Origin of the sequence: Mucilaginibacter sp. OAE612 (assembly GCF_041806395.1) — a bacterium.
Taxonomy (GTDB): domain Bacteria; phylum Bacteroidota; class Bacteroidia; order Sphingobacteriales; family Sphingobacteriaceae; genus Mucilaginibacter; species Mucilaginibacter rubeus.
The window spans coordinates 6,023,212-6,041,326 of the sequence record NZ_JBGMUW010000001.1; the positions used below are offsets into that span (position 1 = coordinate 6,023,212).

Below are 18,115 nucleotides of genomic sequence, written 5' to 3' on the forward strand. Positions count from 1 at the left end.
CGAATTTCTCAAACCTGCTATACAGATCCATTAAACCAATTCGTGCAATTCGATTTAATTGCTCTGCAACAAGCAAATCATTCGTGTTAAAATAATTTCAATATTTTTGCGCTTTATTTTAAAAACGTAAAGTGGGAAAAGATAAGTTAAGGCGTTTTGCCGAGGTTGAAACCTTTAGTAATGTATTGCAATTAGATGCCGGCAAACCGTTTAAGGGCCGGTGGGCCGTTGAGTTTTTTAAGAATGGTAACCCGGTTGTGCTTGAACTGGCCTGCGGCAAAGGCGAATATACCGTGAACCTCGCCCGCATGTTCCCCAATAAAAACTTCATTGGTATCGACTACAAAGGGAACCGCATTTGGCGCGGCGCCAAAACAGCCATCGAAGACGGTGTGCCTAATGTTGCTTTTTTACGCATCCAGATCGAGAACCTGCTTGATTATTTTGCTCCCGGCGAAATAGACGAAATCTGGATCACCTTTCCCGATCCGCAACCGCAGATAAGCCGCGAAAAAAAGCGACTGACATCGCCCCGGTTTTTGGATAAATATGTCATCATTTTAAAACCTGATGGCTGCGTTAACCTTAAAACTGATAACGACGGACTGCACGCTTATACCACCGAAAAAATTGACGAGCTAAAGCTAAACCTTCACGCTAGAACCGAAGACCTTTATCATTCGGAATATGGAGACGATGTGCTTTCTATCAAAACTTACTACGAGAAAAAATATTTAAAGGATAACAAAAACATTAACTACCTTAAGTTTTCATTTCCTGAAAACGCCTGATGGAGGACATTAATTTTTTTGAAAAAGTATACCAGGTAGCCCGGCTCATTCCACCCGGACGGGTAACTTCCTATGGCGCTATTGCAGCCTATCTTGGTACCAAAGGCTCATCGCGGATGGTAGGCTGGGCAATGCAGGCAGCCGGGAATGTAAAACCTCCGGTACCTGCACACAGGGTAGTAAACCGTCAGGGTTTGTTAACTGCAAAAGCCCATTTCGGCGGTAACCGCATGGCCGAAATGCTGGAAAGTGAAGGCGTAAAAGTGGTTGACGATCAAGTGCAGGATTTTAAAACAGTTTTTTGGGACCCTACGGTAGAGCTGGCGTTGTAATCTCCCGCTAAACTCATTTAACCATGTCATTGCTGTAAGGAGCGAGCTGGATGGTGCGTGAGCGCGACGTGGCAGTCTCGTAGCCAATGCATAAAAGTCAAGTATAGACCGACCTATACGCGACGAGATTGCCGCGCTACGCTCGCAATGACATTTTTTTTATTTCAAGATATAGATAATTTAATCTTCCCAATACTTGTTGGCTCCAGCAGCAGTTATTAGTTTACTCCGTAAACTGCAACAACTCCATCCTGTTTCCAAATGGATCAATAAATGAAAACCGTGTGCGATCCGGAAGAACAGGTTCTTCCCAAAACTCAACGCCATAGCTTTCCAAATGGCGTCGCGCTTCTGCAATATCAGTAACCTCAAAGGCGGTATGTCGCGATGTGCGCGGTAAAGCATCTTCGGTACTTAAATGAAGCTGGATATTTGATATCTGAAACCAGTAACCTTTTGAATTAAAGGCCGGTCGTTCTATCCGTTGTAACCCCACCACGTCGGTATAAAAAATCCTTGCTTCTTCCAGCCGTTCTAACGGAACGCAAACCTGGATATGGTCGGCACGTTTAAAGTTGATCATATTATGAAAAAGGCGTCATTGCGAGGTACGAAGCAATCGCGAACTATACAGAGAAACTTGCTTAGTCGCTCTGCTGTTTGGGGATTACTTCGTCTCCGCAATGACGATTTGTTAATCAATAAGTTAATTATTCATGCTCGGCAAAAGTAAGCACATAACCATTATTATCTTTTATCGAGAATTCGGTTGCACCATAAAAGGTTGCTTCAAGTACTTTTAATACGGTTACTTTATCCTTTATCTCTTCAAAAAAGGTACGGATATTTTTCAGGTTGATGTACAACAGTAATGAGCCGCCATCAACTCGGCTTATCTCAGGCAGGTCATTGGCTAAACTGCTAAACGTTTGGAACATCATGGTAACGCTGCCATTGGTCATCATGGCCCAAACAAGATCAGTACCGGTTTCGGGTACACTCATGGCTACTTTAAAACCAAGCAGTTCATAGAAGCTGATGGTTGCGGCGATGTCTTTCACAAAAATATTGGGCGATAGGCTTTCCATAATTATCCGGTAAATTTTGTTATTAATGTTACCGGATAAAAATAAAGATTTATACTTTTAATTGCTAATTATTTTAGCTTAATTAGCTTAAATATTTACTCGATAATTAATTCAACATCCCGTGGGAAAACTTGTAGAAGAATTTGACGCCTATCGCTCTAAAATGAACGACAGGATCATGGAAACCGCCAATACCAACATTAAACGCTTTTTTGCGCTTGATACCACCAGCTATGCCGAAGGTGCACTGGATGTTAAAACCAAAGAAATGCTCGGCCTGGTAGCCAGTATGGTTTTACGCTGCGACGATTGTATCAAATACCACCTCGGCAAATGCCACGAAGCCGGCGTCAACCATGATGAAATGAACGAGATCTTTATGATTGCCAATTTGGTTGGCGGATCAATAGTTATTCCGCATTACCGCAGGGCTGTTGAGTATTGGGATGAGTTAAATGAAGTGAAATAAGTACGCAACAACGTCGTTATAAGGAGTGAAGCGAGTTCCTGTTTAGCAGTATAGGATTCGCTCCTTGTAATGCCGTTGTTTAATCCTTTACTTAACCTTTTCACACCATGTACAGACCTAAATTCCGCAGAAAGCATTTTGACGTAGACATGTTTCCGATGTTCAATTTATTATTGATCGTGTTATCATTTCTCATGCTGAGTGGTCGTCCCGCAATACGTTATCCTATTTTGATCAATTTGCCAACGGGGTCTTCTTTTAATACTGCAGATCCTGATAGCTACTTCACCATTACCACTATACTTATCGGACAAAAAAAGTTAATGCTAAAGCTTGATGCTCCAGATATACGCGAAGCAACACTCAAACAAATAGGAAATAAATACAACACTGATTTCACACCAGCTGAGATAAATAAATTTGGCGAAACGGATGTGATCGGAACGCCATTGGCTCAAATCAAAAAATATATTTCGGGTTACTACAACGCTACAGACTATTACAATCAACCGGGATTAAGGCTCGATGAATTAGCCGAATGGATAAAAGAATCGCGCAAAGCTACATTCGAAAAACATAATAGTTTAACACGTATTTTTATTATGGCCGACGGAGAAACCCCTTACCCCGAGATCAAAAATGTAATAGACATGTTAGGCCAGCAAAAAATCACCAAATTTTCAATCATTTATTCCTACCTAAGACAAATATAATGAGCAATCAAACTAACAACTTAATCCGCTGCTCCTGGGCAGGCACCGACGAATTATATATCAAATATCACGATGAAGAATGGGGCAAAGAAGTTCATGACGATCATACCTTATTTGAATTTCTGATATTAGAATCTGCACAGGCCGGGCTTAGCTGGATCACTATATTGCGCCGCCGCGAAGGCTATCGTAAGGCATTTGCTAATTTTGATGTGCAAAAAGTGGCAGCTTTTACCGATGAAGATGTTGAGCGCTTAATGCATGACGAGGGTATCATCCGTAACAGACTTAAAATATTAGCCGCTATCAACAATGCTAAACTGTTCATCGGTATACAAAAAGAATTTGGTTCGTTTGATAGATACCTGTATAGCTTTATGCCCGATGGAAAGCCAATCGTAAATCATTCGCACAAAATACCGGCTACCAGCCCCGAATCTGACGCCATCAGTAAGGACATGAAAAAGCGGGGTTTTAAGTTTTTCGGCAGTACTATTTGTTATGCCCACATGCAGGCCACCGGTATGGTAAATGATCATATTCCTGATTGCAGCTTCAAATAAAACAAACACGAATTTTCACGAATGTGACCGAACTACACAAATTGATAATGAAATTAAAACCATGCAATTCATTAAAAATCGTGTTCTTTGCATAAACACCGGCATCAAAAAATTCGAGTCAATTAGCTTAAATTCGTGCAATTAGTGTCAATGATATTATGAAAAAACTATTTCTTTTGGATGGCATGGCCCTTATTTACCGGGCGCATTTTGCTTTAAGTAAAACACCGCGGTTTACCTCAAACGGGCTAAACACCTCGGCAATGATGGGGTTTACCAACACCCTGCTGGATGTTTTGAAAAAGGAGGCCCCCACCCACATGGCCGTGGTTTTTGATACCGAAGCACCAACCGAACGACATACCGATTTTGAAGGCTACAAAGCTCACCGCGAAGCCATGCCCGAAGATTTGGCAAAAGCTTTACCTTATGTAATAAAAATTATCCTCGGCTTTAACATCCCCGTTATTACTTCAGATGGCTACGAGGCCGACGATATCATCGGTACCCTTGCAAAAAAAGCCGAGCAAAAGGGCTACACTGTTTATTGTATGACTCCCGATAAGGATTTTGGCCAATTGGTATCAGACAATATTTTCATTTACAAACCGGCCCGCATGGGCAACGAGATGGAAATACAAGGCGTTAAAGAGATACTGGCCAAATGGGAAATTGAGCGTGTTGACCAGGTGATAGATATTTTAGGCCTATGGGGTGATGCGGTTGATGGCATTCCGGGTATTCCGGGCATCGGCGAAAAAACGGCCAAAGCCCTTATTAAACAATATGGCTCGATGGAAAATATCTTTGAGCATAGCCATGAGCTTAAAGGAAAGCAGCGCGAAAACGTTGAACAGTTTAAAGAGCAGGGCCTGATGTCGAAAAAACTGGCTACCATATTGCTAAATGTACCTGTTGAACTGGATGAAGAAGGCCTCGAAGTATGCGCTCCAAGTAAGGAACTATTAGAGCCGCTTTTTGCCGAATTAGAGTTCCGTACTTTAGGCAAGCGTGTATTTGGTGATGATTTCAGTATTACTGAACTGAAACCGGCCGGAACCCAGATCGATCTTTTTGGCAATCCAACGGCAACTGGTCGTACCACCATGACGGTTGATGTGGAAGATATTCGTGAGGACCTGATCATCGCTGCCAAAAACATTAACAATACGCCGCATGAGTACCATTTGGCCGACACTGTTGAGAAACGCGCCGAACTCATCAAAATATTAGCGCAGCAGCAAACCATTTGCTTTGATACCGAAACCACCGGTACCGATCCTAATCATTGCGAACTGGTAGGCCTGTCGTTTTCTGTTAAACCAGGGCAGGGCTGGTATGTACCCGTCCCTGCCGATCAGGCCGGGGCACAAAGCATTGTTACCGAATTTAAAGCAGTGCTTGAAAATGAAAATATCGGAAAAATAGGGCAAAACATTAAGTTTGATATCCTGATGCTGAAATGGTACAACATCGAAGTGAAAGGAACTCTGTTTGATACCATGCTGGCCCATTACATCCTTGATCCGGATACCCGCCACAATATGGATATCCTGTCGGAAAATTACCTGGGCTACAAACCGGTTTCCATAACAGAACTTATCGGGCCCAAAGGCAAAAATCAGGGCAATATGCGCGATGTTGATTTTGAAAAAATTAAAGAATACGCAGCCGAAGACGCCGACATCACCCTGCAGCTAAAAGATGTTTTTGAGCCTAAACTAAAAGAGGTTGAAGGCGAAAAACTGGTGAACGAGATAGAGCACCCGCTTATTTATGTACTGGCGGATATGGAGTACGAGGGAGTGAAAATAGACCATGATACCCTGCGTGAGTTTAGCAAGCAACTGGAAACAGATATTGCCCAATATGAAAAAACAGTTTATGAAAAAGCAGGCGTAAAATTCAACATTGCATCGCCAAAACAACTGGGCGAGGTTTTGTTTGAAAAACTGATGCTTGACCCTAAAGCCAAAAAAACCAAAACTGGCCAGTATCAAACCGGAGAGGATGTATTGCTTTCATTAGCTGCCAAAAGTGATATTGTGCGCGATATCCTGGATTTCCGCCAGCTGCAAAAATTAAAGTCGACCTATGTAGACGCGCTGCCGCAGATGGTGAACCCTAAAACAGGCAGAGTACATACATCATACAACCAGGCTGTTGCCGCAACAGGCCGATTAAGCAGCGTTAACCCCAACCTGCAAAATATCCCTATCCGTACCGAGCGCGGCCGCGAGGTAAGGAAAGCTTTTATCCCGAGAGATAGCAATCATACCATCGTATCCGCCGATTATTCGCAGATAGAACTGCGCATCATTGCCGAGATCAGCAAAGATCCTAACATGATGCAGGCCTTTATCAATAACCACGATATCCACACGGCAACAGCTGCTAATGTTTACGGCATCGGGCTTGATGAAGTAACCAGCGATCAGCGCCGCAATGCCAAGGCTGTTAACTTCGGTATTATTTACGGGCAATCGGCCTTTGGCTTATCGCAAAGCCTGGGGATCCCGCGTAAAGAAGCTGCCGAAATTATTGAACAATACTTTATCCAATTTGCCGGCATTAAACAATACATGAGCGATACCATGAACTTCGCCCGCGAAAATGGCTACGTGTGCACGCTGATGGGCCGCCGCCGCTATTTGCGCGATATCAATTCGGCCAATGCAACCGTTCGTGGTTTTGCCGAGCGAAATGCTATTAACGCCCCAATACAGGGTTCAGCCGCCGATATGATCAAAATAGCCATGATCAATATCCACAAAGAACTTAAGACACAAAAACTGGATACCCGCATGACTATGCAGGTACATGATGAGTTGGTGTTTGACGTTCCGAATCATGAAGTAGAGATCGTGAAACCGATCATTATGCATAACATGAAAACCGCCATTAAAACCGAAGTGCCGATCATGGTTGAGATTGGAACTGGCTTAAACTGGCTGGAGGCGCATTAGCCCCCCAGCCCCCTAAAGGGGAGCTTCTAAAAAATGTGATCCTTGCGCTCGTTTGTAACGAGCGCTTAATATGGGCTTGCGTTTAAAACGCATCTCTGGCGATGCAATCGCCTAACCGTGTTAAGCACTCGTTGCAAACGAGCGCAAGTTAATTTTTCGGGCTATCCTGGCGGACACCGCAATGACATATCTATAATTTATGATGCATTTTGCAATATAAGACTATTTTTCCCTCTTCATAATACACTAACCTATACTTATCCCTTTCCTTTTTCCCTATCATTTTTACAACTATAACATCTTAACGGTAATAAAATTTCAGCGCTTTTAATCTAAATTTTACAAAACTATATTAATTGCCGCGGGTTTCTCTTTTGGTAATCTTTGCTTAAATTGAGCCAATAAAACCTGAATGAAAATATACCATTTGAGTGCCGAGTGCTATCCCGTTGCTAAAGTTGGCGGGCTTGCCGATGTTGTTGGCGCATTGCCTAAGTACCAGAACCTTGCAGGTTTGCAGGCTGCGGTTGTTATGCCTTTTTACGATCGTAAGTTTACCCAGGAAAACGACTTTGAAATTGTGTTTGCTGCTGCAACCTTACTCGGTAATCGCCGACTTTTCTTCGAGATACTGAAAGAGAAAACAAATAAACTTGGTTTTGAACTTTATTTAGTAAAAATTCCTGGCTTGCTCGACAGGGAAAATATCTACAGTTACCCTGATGAGCGCGACCAGTTCATGGCTTTTCAATTGGCATTTTTAGATTGGATCAGTTATTCACAGCAAACGCCTGATTTGATCCATTGTCATGACCACCACGCCGGGTTAGTCCCGTTTTTACTTTATCATTCCAAACTATATACAAGGCTGGCCAATACCCCAACCATATTTACCATACACAACGGCCAGTACCACGGCGCTTTCGGCTGGGACAGGCTATCCTTATTACCTGAAATTGACCTGACCAAAACGGGCTTGCTTGACTGGGCGGGCGGGATCAACCCACTTGCCGCCGCGGTTAAATGCAGCTGGCGTTATACAACGGTGTCTCCAACTTATTTGGAGGAGCTTACTTATAACTCCAATGGTTTGGAGTACCTGTTTTACATTGAACGGGCAAAGGGCTACGGTATCATGAACGGCATCGACACCGAGGTTTGGAACCCGCAATCCGACCCAATGATCCCAACCAAATTTTCGGCTAAAACATTGGCCAAAGGCAAAAGGGCTAATAAAGAAGCTATTTGCAAACGCTTTGAGCTCGATCCCGAAAAACCGTTATTCACTTTTATCGGTCGCCTGGTTGTTGAAAAAGGGGCCGACCTGTTGCCAGCCGCCATTGAGCGCAGCCTGCTCGAAAACGAAGGCGAAGTAAACTTTATCATATTAGGGGCCGGCGATAAGGAAAATGAACTGGCGCTGCTTCAGCTTAAAAATAAATATCCTGAACATTGTAATGCTTTTATTGGCTATGACGAGTCATTGGCGCACCTGATTTATGCCGGGGCCGATTTCCTGCTGATGCCATCGCGGGTAGAGCCCTGCGGCCTTAATCAGCTTTATGCACTGCGTTACGGCACCATGCCAATTGTACGTACTACTGGTGGATTGAAAGATTCTGTCATTGATTTTGGCGATGAGGGAGGCTACGGGATCCGCTTTGTACAGGCCAGCGTACAAGATATTTGCCACTCGGTTTTCAGGGCAAAACAACTTTACCAGGATATCGCAAAAATGCAGCAGCTCCGCAAGCAAATGATGGCCCTTGATTTTTCATGGGCACGCTCAACACAACAATACACTGAACTATACGAAAGCTTAAAACTAACTTTATGACATCCAAAGTAATCTCCATTGTGCTCGGTGGCGGCCAGGGCAGCCGTTTATCACCGCTTACCGCAACGCGGTCAAAGCCGGCAGTTCCAATTGCGGGTAAATATCGTTTGGTGGATATTCCCATTTCAAACTGTTTGCACTCGGGTATTACGCGTATTTATGTGTTAACGCAATTTAACTCGGCCTCGTTAAACAAGCACATCAAAAACACCTACCACTTCAGCAGTTTTAGTGATGCTTTTGTTGATATTCTTGCGGCAGAGCAAACACCATCAAGCGTGGCCTGGTTTCAGGGTACGGCCGATGCTGTGAGGCAAAGCTTACACCACTTGGCGGTCCATGAGTTTGAGTATGTGCTGATCCTGTCGGGCGATCAGTTGTACCAGATGGATTTTGAAGATATGATCAACCATCATATCGAAACCAATGCCGAGATTTCGATAGCTACCATCCCTGTTGATGCGGCTGACGTTCCGGGTTTCGGGATCCTGAAAACTGACGAAAACAACATGATCACCTCATTTATCGAAAAACCTAAAAGCAATTTTGAAAGTTGGGCGTCAGAGGTTAGTCCGGAGATGGAAGCTGAAGGCCGTGTATACCTGGCGTCAATGGGTATCTACATCTTTAATCGAAAATTGCTATATGAATTGCTTGAAGGCAACGAGCGTACCGACTTTGGTAAAGAGATCATCCCACAATCAATTGAAGGCCATCGCGTAGCCAGCTATCAATACGAAGGCTACTGGACAGATATTGGTACTATCCCTTCATTTTTCGAGGCCAACCTGGGTTTAACCGATAACATCCCCAAGTTTAACCTGTTTGATAAAAACCCGATCTACACCCGTGCGCGCATGTTGCCGCCGTCAAAAATATCAGGCACGCTGATGGAAAAATCTATTGTTGCCGACGGCTGTATTATCAATGCCAAACAGATCATCCATTCTATAATAGGGATTCGTACCCGCATTGGAGTTAATACCATTATCGAAAACTGTTACGTAATGGGCAGCGATAATTACCAAACCCTTGAGGAAATTGCCGAATGTAAAGAAAGCGGTTCGCCAATTATGGGTATAGGCGATAATTGCCATATCCAAAACGCCATTATCGATAAAAATACTTACATCGGTAATAACGTAACCATCAACTGCGGCGAAAAACTTGAAGACGGTGACTATGGAACCCATACCGTGCAGGATGGCATTGTTGTAGTTAAGAAACGGGCTATAATACCAAGCGGCACGGTTATTTAATTAAAAAATAAAAAAAACAAACCATAGTTAATTTGTTATAGATAGAACTAACCATCTAAAACATAATCAACTATGAAAAAGGCACTATGTATGATCGCTTTAGCAGCGATCTCGTTCAGCAGCGTTTTCGCTCACGGTACAGTAGTTCGCCCCTCAAAAGGCATTATGCAAACTGATACTACCAAGAAGAAGAAAACGAAAAAAATGAAAAAAGATACCATCATGAAAAAAGACACCATGAAGATGAAGAGAAAATAAGTCTTTAGTCTGAAGCCGGAAGTTTAAGTCCGGTGGTATCAAACGCAAACAGCCCCGGCAAAATGCCGGGGCTGTTTACGTTTGAAAATATCTCCAACCGTCATTGCGAGGTACGAAGCAATCCCAAACTTTACAGAGAGACTTGTACAGCCGCTCTGCTTCATGGGGATTGCTTCGTACCTCGCAATGACGATTATTTTATTTGATGTGTTTTTTTACAACTCAATAGTTTCGCCAATAGCCGGCAACTTCAAATTCAAGCCTGCTTTGATAAACTTCTCTGTTACTTCATCCTTGTCAATTTTAATAACCGGGAATGAATCATAATGAATGCCGATGATGTTTTTACAATTGATAAACGCCGACGCTTTAATGGCATCATCCGCACCCATGGTATAATTATCACCTATAGGCAGAAATGCCCAGTCGAGATTTTCATCGGCCAATAACTTCATATCATAGGTAAGCGCGGTATCGCCTGCAAAATAGATCACTTTTCCTTCTGCAAAAATTAAGAAACCCGCAGGATTACCACCTGGCGAACCGTCAGGTAAAGTACTTGAATGTATAGCGTTTACCATTTTAACCCTGCCGAAATCAAAGTTAAAGCCACCGCCAATGTTCATGCCGTGTACATTTTCAATCCCTTTGGTGCCAAGCCACCCGGCAATTTCGGCAATGCAAATTACCTTTGCCCCGCTGCTTTTAGCTATATCCAACAGATCGGCCACATGATCGCCATGCCCATGCGATACCAGGATATAATCGGGTTTTAAGCTGTGAATGTCAATGTCCTTTGCCAGTGGGTTAGGGCTTATAAATGGGTCGAAAAGCAGTTTCTTTCCACCAGCTACAATCTCAAGGGCCGACTGCCCATAATAAGTAGTTTTCATAGAATGTTATTTTATGATCTGATCAAAAGTAAACAGTTATGTCAACGATTTGATTTAGTGGCAGAAAAGTTACACATAGGTATTCAAACAGACAGAGAGAATTGCAAGTTTAAAGAAAATGTCATTTAGAGCGAGCCATGTTGACTTGTGCATTGTGCGAGGGGGAATCTCCTAAGCCTGTGAACCCGCCATGAATAGTTTGTTATGAATGGCGTATACGATTTCTCTTAGCGCTGCCGCTGTTGCCCGCCCTCGCTCATCGAAATGACATTTTTAAGATGGGATGGTATAATTTTATTTCCCAAACATATTACCCAGGCCTCCTAAGCCACCAAACATACTTTGGGTCATGGTAGCCATTTCACTTTGGCTAATATTTTCGGCTTGTTCAAGCGCCTTGTTGATCGCAACAACCAATAACTCTTCCAGTTCCTCTTTGTCGGCACCGGCTAAAAAATCAGGATCTATCTGTACCGATTGGATCACTTTATTGGCATTAGCGTTCACAACTATTTTGCCGCCCTCGGCTGTGCCTGATACACTGATGGCATCAAGGCGTTTTTTCATTTCGCCAGCCTTTTGCTGGGCTTCCATTAATTTATCAAACATGATTTTTTAGTTTTTAGTGAGTGGTTGATTAGGTGAATGGTTGGAATACGGATTGAGGAAAGGTGATCAATCGGTTTATTAAAACCACTCACCAAATCAACTCAATAAACCTTTCACCAAAAAAATTAATCATCACTGGTATCGCCATTACCATTGTATGCACTTTTACGTACAATAGGCATGCCAGCAGCTTTAAACAGGTCATCAAGCTTTAATAAACTGCCGTTGGCCAGGTTGGTAAGCAATACTATGGTAATGTCGTGTTTCATATCCCGCAGGTAAATATGCCTGAACCCATGCCACCAGCCGGTATGATAAATTACCTCCTCGCCCGGTGCTGTAAATGTACGCCAGCCGTAGCCGTAGTTGAAATGTCCGTGCACCATCGGGTTGCGTGGCACATAGGCCGAATCAAGCGTAGCCGGTTTTAATAACAACCCCGCGCGCAGAGCACGATCAAACAGGAACAGGTCACCAACCGTGCTGTAAATGCCTTTATCACCCACCGGGCCGTCCAAAAAGTTCTGCACTACCGAATAACGCCACTGGCCGCGGTCGTGCCCCACCACATCAACCGGGATTTTATCATAAACCGCTTTTGAGTAAACATGGGTATGTGTCATACTGGCTGGTTTAAACACATTTTCCTGCATAAATTGGGCATAGCTCATTCCGCTCACTTTTTCAATGATGGAACCAAGCACCATAAAGTTGGAGTTGTTATACAGGAAACGCTTATTGGGCTCGTTGAAGCGCGTTGGCTTATAATCGGCAATCATTTTCATAGCCTCAGCATTGGTAAGCCCTTTGCGTTGGTTCAGATGATTTTTCCGGTAAATATCGTCGATAAAATATACATAATTCATCATACCCGAGCGGTGCGTAAGTAACAAGCGAATAGTTACACCATCGTAGGGAAAATCAGGGAAAAACTTTTTAACGTCATCGTCAAGCTTCAATTTGCCGCGTTCCATCAGCAGGAGGATGGCGGTTGATGTCATAGTTTTAGTTACCGAAGCCAGCTCAAACTGCGAGCCTATTTTCAGACTGTCGCGATGCAGGTAGTCGGCCCAGCCAATGGCTTTTTCATAAACTATTTTTCCTTTTTTTGCCACCAGCACATTACCGTTAAAACCGCGGGTACGATGCAGCTCCTGCATTACGGCATCTATCTTTTTATCAGCATTTTTAGGATTGTAGGCCAGCAACGCGGTGGTATCAAGCGGCCTGGCGGCAACCTGCGACTGCGATTGGTCTTTATTTTTATTTTTGGATGAACAGGCTAACAGTAACAGGGGGGCAGCAAACACTACCAGGCTTTTGTACACTAATCTCATAAATCAATTTATCTCACACTAAACGAATGCGAAAATTAGAAATTATACAGCAGGTATTGATTAAAGTTTTAAAATTTTCTGTTAGTTAGCACAATTAGTATGTTTAAGTATGGTTTTGTTGAAAAAAGGCTTGTTTATTATGGCCCTCGTGCTTAGCACAGGGTTGGCGCATGCTCAAAATACGGATGTCAATAGTATTATTAAGGAGGGTATCAAACTTAACAGCGAAAAAAATTATTCGGCGGCTATTGAAAAATATAAAGAGGCACTTGCCGCCGAGCCAGATAACGCGCAGGCCAACTATCAGCTGGCCTTCAGCCTTGCTGCATCAGGCAAGGGTACGGAAGCGGTGCCTTATCTCAACAAAGTGATAAAAACAGGTGGCGACCTAACTGGGCCTGCTTATGAATTAATGGGCAGCATTTATGATACTGCACGTCAACCCCAACAGGCCATCGACGCTTATAAAGAGGGGATTAAATTGAAGCCGGGGTATCAGCCGCTGTATTTTAACCTGGGGATAGCCTATTTCCGCGCGCAAAAATATGCCGATGCCGAGCTGGCTGCCATTGAAGCCATTAAACTCGATCCTAAACATGCTAATAGCCAACGCTTATACGGGCTGGTAACTTTCCACCAAAACAAAAGGGTACCGGCATTAATGGGTTTGTGTAGTTTCCTTTTACTTGACCCGGAGGGACCCCGTGCAGATGAAGCCTATACCAACCTGCAAAGTTTACTAAAAGGCGGCGACCTGAAAGCAGCTAAAGCGGATCCGGAAACCCTGTTACTCAATAAAACCCTAAGCGCCGCCGTTTCGGTTTCTGGCGGTCAGCTGGAAACCCAGTTGAAAAACATTTTTACGGCGGTTGGCAAACTTGGCGAAAAGCCGGGCAGGCAATCCTTCTTTTGGGATTATTACGCGGCTTTCTTTTATAAGCTGGCCCAATCTCAAAGCTTTTCAACAGCAGTTAAATTAATTAGCTTAAGCGCCGATAAAACAGCGGGAGCAAAGTGGCTGCAAAACAACCCAGACCAACGGAAGGCCCTGGATGACTGGATGGCATCTGCCGAAAGAAAGTTTTAATTACAAATTTATCGCTGATAAATCATTGCTATGCCATATAGAAAATGATGATTTTATAATTTACATATCAATAATTGCGAAAGCCAAAGTTTTACTATTTTTGAGCACACAAAATTTAACGACATGAATTTTCCGGCTGAATTAAAATACACCAAAGACCACGAGTGGATTAAGGTTGAAGGCAATGTAGCTACCGTAGGCATCACCGAATTTGCTCAAAGCGAACTGGGCGACATTGTGTATGTTGATATTACTTCATTAGGTAAAGAGGTTGCTAAAGACGAAGTTTTTGGCACCGTTGAAGCAGTAAAAACGGTATCAGACCTGTTTATGCCTGTTGCCGGCACCGTAACAGAAGTTAACCCGGCATTAAATAACCAACCCGAACTGGTTAACACCGACCCATATGGCGAAGGCTGGATGGTAAAGATCACCGTAGCTGATGCTGCCGATGCTGACTCACTTTTATCTGCCGGCGATTATAAAACGGTTATCGGCGTATAAGATGAAGCTGTTTTTAAAATATCATGGGCCCGCTATTTTGTGGGCCTTATTTGTTTTAATTATTTGCTCGGTACATCTTGATTCTGTTGATAAATCCCCGCTGTTTTTTAGGGGCTTTGATAAACTCACGCACTGCGGTTTGTTTTTCACCCTTATTGTATTGGTTTGTTTTGGCGTTATCAGGCAACAAAAACCACGGCAGATTACGTATACAAGGGCATTCGTGATATGGGCAACCAGTGTATTTTTCGGGGCGCTTATTGAAGTGCTGCAGGCATCTGTTTTTACCTGGCGCAGCGGCGACTGGAACGATCTTTTTTGCGATGTACTTGGAGCGTGTATGGGGATTTTTAGTGTAATGCTAACTGTTGAGGCAATTGGAAAAAAATGAAAAAAAATAAACTGGTTATTTTATTAGGCGCGCTGCTGTTAACAGCAGGTTCATCATGCGGCATTTTCCATAAGGGTTGCGGCTGTCCGCATTTCGGGGAAATTAAATCTGCCGATTCCAGATGTGCAGATGTGCAAATGATGGCTTAGCCAGGTAAATCCATATCAGCAAAGCACATTTACTATTCAATTTACGGGTGTTCAATTTTTAAAAGTGTAAACACTTGCAATTACTTTCAAAAAAACATCACTGATAATCAGATACTTAATTTTACTAACTATTAGCAAAGTATCAAACATGAACACATCATCATTGATAATCAGCTACTTGCTTTTTTTAGAAATTAAACGTTGAACACTCCTTTTTTAAAAATTGAACACTGACATAATTGTGTCAGTGAAGGCACCCAATTTATGCTTTGCCGATCCGGAATCTGCAGATCTAAATCCTCACAACTGCATCTCGAATTGTCATTTACAAATCAAAAATCACCTGCACATTTAAAATCTGCACATCATAGCAAATCTTATTTGGATTTAATATAAATAAGCTTACATTTGCTACGTTTTATATTATAAATGATGAAGCTGTCACAACTGGAAATAGGCGAAACTGGTATTGTAAAGGAATTTACCGATCTTGAAATGTCAGTAAAACTGATGGAGATGGGCTGTTTACCCGGCGAAGAGGTCCGCATTTCGCGCATCGCCCCTCTTGGCGATCCTATTGCCATCAGCGTATCAGGCTACCAGCTTAGCTTACGCAGGTTTGAAGCATCCACCATCATTTTGCAGTAGTTTGTAAGCGTTGAAAACCAATATAAGAGTTGCACTTGTAGGAAATCCAAATACCGGTAAATCAACTCTCTTTAATATATTAACCGGGTTAAATCAAAAAATCGGGAACTTTCCGGGGGTTACTGTTGATAAAAAAACAGGCTTTTGTACCCTGCCTGACGGCCGCATGGCCGAAATAATTGACCTTCCGGGTACTTACAGCATCTATCCCAAAAGTAAAGACGAATCCATCGTATTTTCGGTACTGGCCGATAAATCAAAAGGCATGGTGCCCGATTTGGTTGTGGTGATCCTTGATGCATCCAATTTAAAACGCAACCTGCTGCTTTATACCCAGGTTGCGGATCTCAAGATCCCCGTAGTGGTGGCGCTTAACATGGTAGATGTGTCGGACAAGGCGGGCATCAAAATTAATATTGATCTTTTTGCCCAAAAACTGGGCGTTCCGGTAGTCCCTATTTCTGCCAGGAAAAATACAGGCATTGACAAGCTTAAAAGCACCATTGCTTTTGCCAACAGCGTGCCGCTGCAACAGGATACTATTGATATCGAAAGCATCGCGCCGGGCATCATAGCGCAAATAAAAGGGGAGATGCAGGTTGAAAATCCATATATAGCCTTGCAACTTGCCCACCAGCACGAAACGCTAAGCTACCTTTCAGCAGCCGAGAGCGACCGGATTGAACAACTGGAGCAGGAGCATTCTTTCCACTCGCAAAAGGCACAGGCTACAGAAACCATCGCCCGGTACAACTTCATCAACGACCTGCTTTACGATACGGTTAAAAAAGCTGAAACGGCGCACGACGAAACCATAAGCAATAAGATAGATAAGATCCTTACCCATAAAGTGTTTGGCTTTGTGATCTTCTTCGCCATCTTACTGTTCATATTCCAGGCTATCTTTTCATGGTCGGAATACCCGATGTCGCTCATCGAAAACCTGTTTATCTGGCTGCAGGCCGGCGCCGCTAAAATACTGCCAGCCGGTCCGCTGAGCAGCCTCATCATCGATGGGGTATTGGCCGGCCTGAGTGGGGTATTGGTATTTATCCCGCAGATCGCCATCCTGTTCGCGCTCATCTCCATTTTGGAAGATACAGGCTATATGTCGCGCGTTACTTTTATGATGGACAAGGTGATGCGCAAGGTAGGGCTTAACGGCAAATCGGTAGTACCCCTTATCGGCGGTTTTGCCTGCGCGGTGCCTTCTATCATGAGTACTCGCACTATCGAAAACTGGAAAGACAGGATGATCACCATTATGGTTACCCCCCTGGTAGCCTGCTCTGCCCGTTTACCGGTTTATACCTTGCTTATTTCATTGGTAGTGCCCAACCGCAACGTTTGGTGGCTCTTTAATATGAAGGGCCTCGCGCTTACGGCGATGTATGTGCTCAGCATCTTTTCGGCGGTTATTGTGGCTTTTGTGATGAAGTTTATCCTCAAAAGCCCGCGAACGCGGCTATTTTATTATGGAACTGCCCGTGTACCGCATGCCAAGGTGGAAAAACGTGATCTTTACGATGTATGACCGTTCAAAAACGTTCGTACTGCAGGCCGGTAAAGTGATCATTGCGGTCTCGGTGATCCTGTGGGTAATGAAATCATATGGCCCCGGCGACAGGTTTGCCCAGATAGATAAACAATACGCCCAGCCTCAATATACCAAAACCATGACGCCGGATAGCCTCAGCAAAGTTATCGCATCCGAAAAACTGGAAAACTCATACGCCGGCGTATTTGGTCATGTTATTGAACCCGTTATTAAACCCCTTGGCTTCGATTGGAAGATAGGTATAGCCCTCATCAGCTCCTTTGCTGCCCGCGAGGTATTTGTGGGCACCATGGCCACCATTTACAGCGTGGAGGGCGATGCCGATAAGATGCAATCGGTTCAGCAAAAAATGCACGAGGCTAAAAATCCGCAAACCGGAGAGCCGGTATTTACCTTAGCGGTGGCTTTCTCCCTCATGATGTTTTATGCCTTCGCCATGCAATGTGCCAGTACAGTGGCCGTTGTTTACCGCGAAACCAAAGACTGGCGCTGGCCCGCTGCCCAGTTTGCCTATATGACCGCGCTGGCTTATACGGCGAGCTTTATCGTATACCATTGGCTCAAGTAATTTTTAGTTCATGGATCATAGTTGATGGTTCATAGCCCTAAATGTTTCAGCAATGTTTGCACTGCTGAAGTCTCCGACTTTGGATAGCGAAGTAT

The 18,115-nt window shown here is 43.6% G+C and carries 21 protein-coding genes; 16 read left to right on the forward strand and 5 right to left on the reverse strand.

The window, feature by feature from the left end:
• The first annotated feature begins 131 nt into the window (after positions 1 to 131).
• Both trmB and ABID99_RS25145 read left to right on the forward strand, forming a co-directional pair.
• Complete coding sequence (gene trmB / locus ABID99_RS25140; protein WP_373615465.1) at positions 132 to 791, forward strand: tRNA (guanosine(46)-N7)-methyltransferase TrmB; 660 nt, start codon at positions 132 to 134, stop codon at positions 789 to 791.
• Complete coding sequence (locus tag ABID99_RS25145; protein ID WP_373615466.1) at positions 791 to 1,123, forward strand: MGMT family protein; 333 nt, start codon at positions 791 to 793, stop codon at positions 1,121 to 1,123. Before trmB ends, ABID99_RS25145 begins: the two co-directional genes overlap by 1 nt.
• A 223-nt stretch (positions 1,124 to 1,346) precedes the next feature.
• Here ABID99_RS25145 and ABID99_RS25150 read toward each other — a convergent pair whose 3' ends face one another.
• Complete coding sequence (locus tag ABID99_RS25150; RefSeq protein WP_373615467.1) at positions 1,347 to 1,706, reverse strand: VOC family protein; 360 nt, start codon at positions 1,704 to 1,706, stop codon at positions 1,347 to 1,349.
• A gap of 127 nt (positions 1,707 to 1,833) precedes the next feature.
• Positions 1,834 to 2,211 (reverse strand): VOC family protein, encoded by a 378-nt coding sequence (locus ABID99_RS25155; RefSeq protein ID WP_090532358.1) that lies wholly within the window; start codon positions 2,209 to 2,211, stop codon positions 1,834 to 1,836.
• A 121-nt stretch (positions 2,212 to 2,332) separates the two neighbouring features.
• On the opposite strand from ABID99_RS25155, the gene ABID99_RS25160 reads away from it, so the two are divergent.
• The 7 genes from ABID99_RS25160 (at position 2,333) to ABID99_RS25190 (ending at position 10,276) form a co-directional block, all read left to right on the forward strand.
• A complete protein-coding gene (locus tag ABID99_RS25160; protein ID WP_090532360.1) occupies positions 2,333 to 2,680 on the forward strand; it encodes a carboxymuconolactone decarboxylase family protein in 348 nt (115 codons plus the stop codon).
• A 107-nt stretch (positions 2,681 to 2,787) separates the two neighbouring features.
• Positions 2,788 to 3,393, forward strand: coding sequence for an ExbD/TolR family protein (locus tag ABID99_RS25165; RefSeq protein WP_373615468.1), 606 nt, complete (start codon positions 2,788 to 2,790; stop codon positions 3,391 to 3,393).
• A complete protein-coding gene (locus tag ABID99_RS25170; RefSeq protein ID WP_373615469.1) occupies positions 3,393 to 3,956 on the forward strand; it encodes a DNA-3-methyladenine glycosylase I in 564 nt (187 codons plus the stop codon). The genes ABID99_RS25165 and ABID99_RS25170 overlap by 1 nt, the downstream gene beginning before the upstream one ends.
• Before the next feature lie 158 nt (positions 3,957 to 4,114).
• Positions 4,115 to 6,922 (forward strand): DNA polymerase I, encoded by a 2,808-nt coding sequence (polA, locus tag ABID99_RS25175; protein ID WP_373615470.1) that lies wholly within the window; start codon positions 4,115 to 4,117, stop codon positions 6,920 to 6,922.
• A 412-nt stretch (positions 6,923 to 7,334) separates the two neighbouring features.
• A complete protein-coding gene (locus ABID99_RS25180; RefSeq protein ID WP_373615471.1) occupies positions 7,335 to 8,759 on the forward strand; it encodes a glycogen synthase in 1,425 nt (474 codons plus the stop codon).
• Positions 8,756 to 10,018: a glucose-1-phosphate adenylyltransferase gene (locus ABID99_RS25185; protein WP_090532368.1), complete on the forward strand. Its 1,263-nt coding sequence runs from the start codon at positions 8,756 to 8,758 to the stop codon at positions 10,016 to 10,018. Before ABID99_RS25180 ends, ABID99_RS25185 begins: the two co-directional genes overlap by 4 nt.
• 72 nt (positions 10,019 to 10,090) lie before the next feature.
• On the forward strand, positions 10,091 to 10,276 hold the full coding sequence (locus tag ABID99_RS25190; protein ID WP_188833649.1) for a hypothetical protein: 186 nt from the start codon (positions 10,091 to 10,093) through the stop codon (positions 10,274 to 10,276).
• 215 nt (positions 10,277 to 10,491) lie between these two features.
• Here ABID99_RS25190 and ABID99_RS25195 read toward each other — a convergent pair whose 3' ends face one another.
• The 3 genes from ABID99_RS25195 to ABID99_RS25205 form a co-directional block, all read right to left on the reverse strand.
• Positions 10,492 to 11,169: a metal-dependent hydrolase gene (locus ABID99_RS25195; protein ID WP_373615472.1), complete on the reverse strand. Its 678-nt coding sequence runs from the start codon at positions 11,167 to 11,169 to the stop codon at positions 10,492 to 10,494.
• Positions 11,170 to 11,463: 294 nt separating this feature from the next.
• On the reverse strand, positions 11,464 to 11,778 hold the full coding sequence (locus ABID99_RS25200; protein ID WP_373615473.1) for a YbaB/EbfC family nucleoid-associated protein: 315 nt from the start codon (positions 11,776 to 11,778) through the stop codon (positions 11,464 to 11,466).
• A 125-nt stretch (positions 11,779 to 11,903) separates the two neighbouring features.
• Positions 11,904 to 13,115 (reverse strand): serine hydrolase domain-containing protein, encoded by a 1,212-nt coding sequence (locus tag ABID99_RS25205; protein ID WP_373615474.1) that lies wholly within the window; start codon positions 13,113 to 13,115, stop codon positions 11,904 to 11,906.
• A gap of 109 nt (positions 13,116 to 13,224) precedes the next feature.
• Between ABID99_RS25205 and ABID99_RS25210 the strand changes: the two genes are divergently transcribed.
• From ABID99_RS25210 to ABID99_RS25240, 7 genes are all read left to right on the forward strand, one after another.
• A complete protein-coding gene (locus ABID99_RS25210) occupies positions 13,225 to 14,202 on the forward strand; it encodes a tetratricopeptide repeat protein (RefSeq protein WP_373615475.1) in 978 nt (325 codons plus the stop codon).
• A gap of 123 nt (positions 14,203 to 14,325) precedes the next feature.
• A complete protein-coding gene (gene gcvH / locus ABID99_RS25215) occupies positions 14,326 to 14,706 on the forward strand; it encodes a glycine cleavage system protein GcvH (protein ID WP_090532379.1) in 381 nt (126 codons plus the stop codon).
• Position 14,707: 1 nt separating this feature from the next.
• Positions 14,708 to 15,097 carry a VanZ family protein gene (locus ABID99_RS25220; protein ID WP_188833652.1) on the forward strand — a complete coding sequence of 130 codons (390 nt, stop codon included), beginning with the start codon at positions 14,708 to 14,710 and terminating at the stop codon, positions 15,095 to 15,097.
• On the forward strand, positions 15,094 to 15,246 hold the full coding sequence (locus ABID99_RS25225; RefSeq protein WP_188833653.1) for a hypothetical protein: 153 nt from the start codon (positions 15,094 to 15,096) through the stop codon (positions 15,244 to 15,246). The genes ABID99_RS25220 and ABID99_RS25225 overlap by 4 nt, the downstream gene beginning before the upstream one ends.
• A 432-nt stretch (positions 15,247 to 15,678) precedes the next feature.
• Entirely contained in the window at positions 15,679 to 15,894 is a 216-nt protein-coding gene (locus ABID99_RS25230; protein WP_090532383.1) for a ferrous iron transport protein A, read from the forward strand.
• A gap of 10 nt (positions 15,895 to 15,904) precedes the next feature.
• On the forward strand, positions 15,905 to 17,428 hold the full coding sequence (feoB, locus tag ABID99_RS25235) for a ferrous iron transport protein B (RefSeq protein WP_373615476.1): 1,524 nt from the start codon (positions 15,905 to 15,907) through the stop codon (positions 17,426 to 17,428).
• Positions 17,370 to 18,020: a nucleoside recognition domain-containing protein gene (locus tag ABID99_RS25240; protein ID WP_373615477.1), complete on the forward strand. Its 651-nt coding sequence runs from the start codon at positions 17,370 to 17,372 to the stop codon at positions 18,018 to 18,020. Before feoB ends, ABID99_RS25240 begins: the two co-directional genes overlap by 59 nt.
• The last annotated feature ends 95 nt before the right edge of the window (positions 18,021 to 18,115 follow it).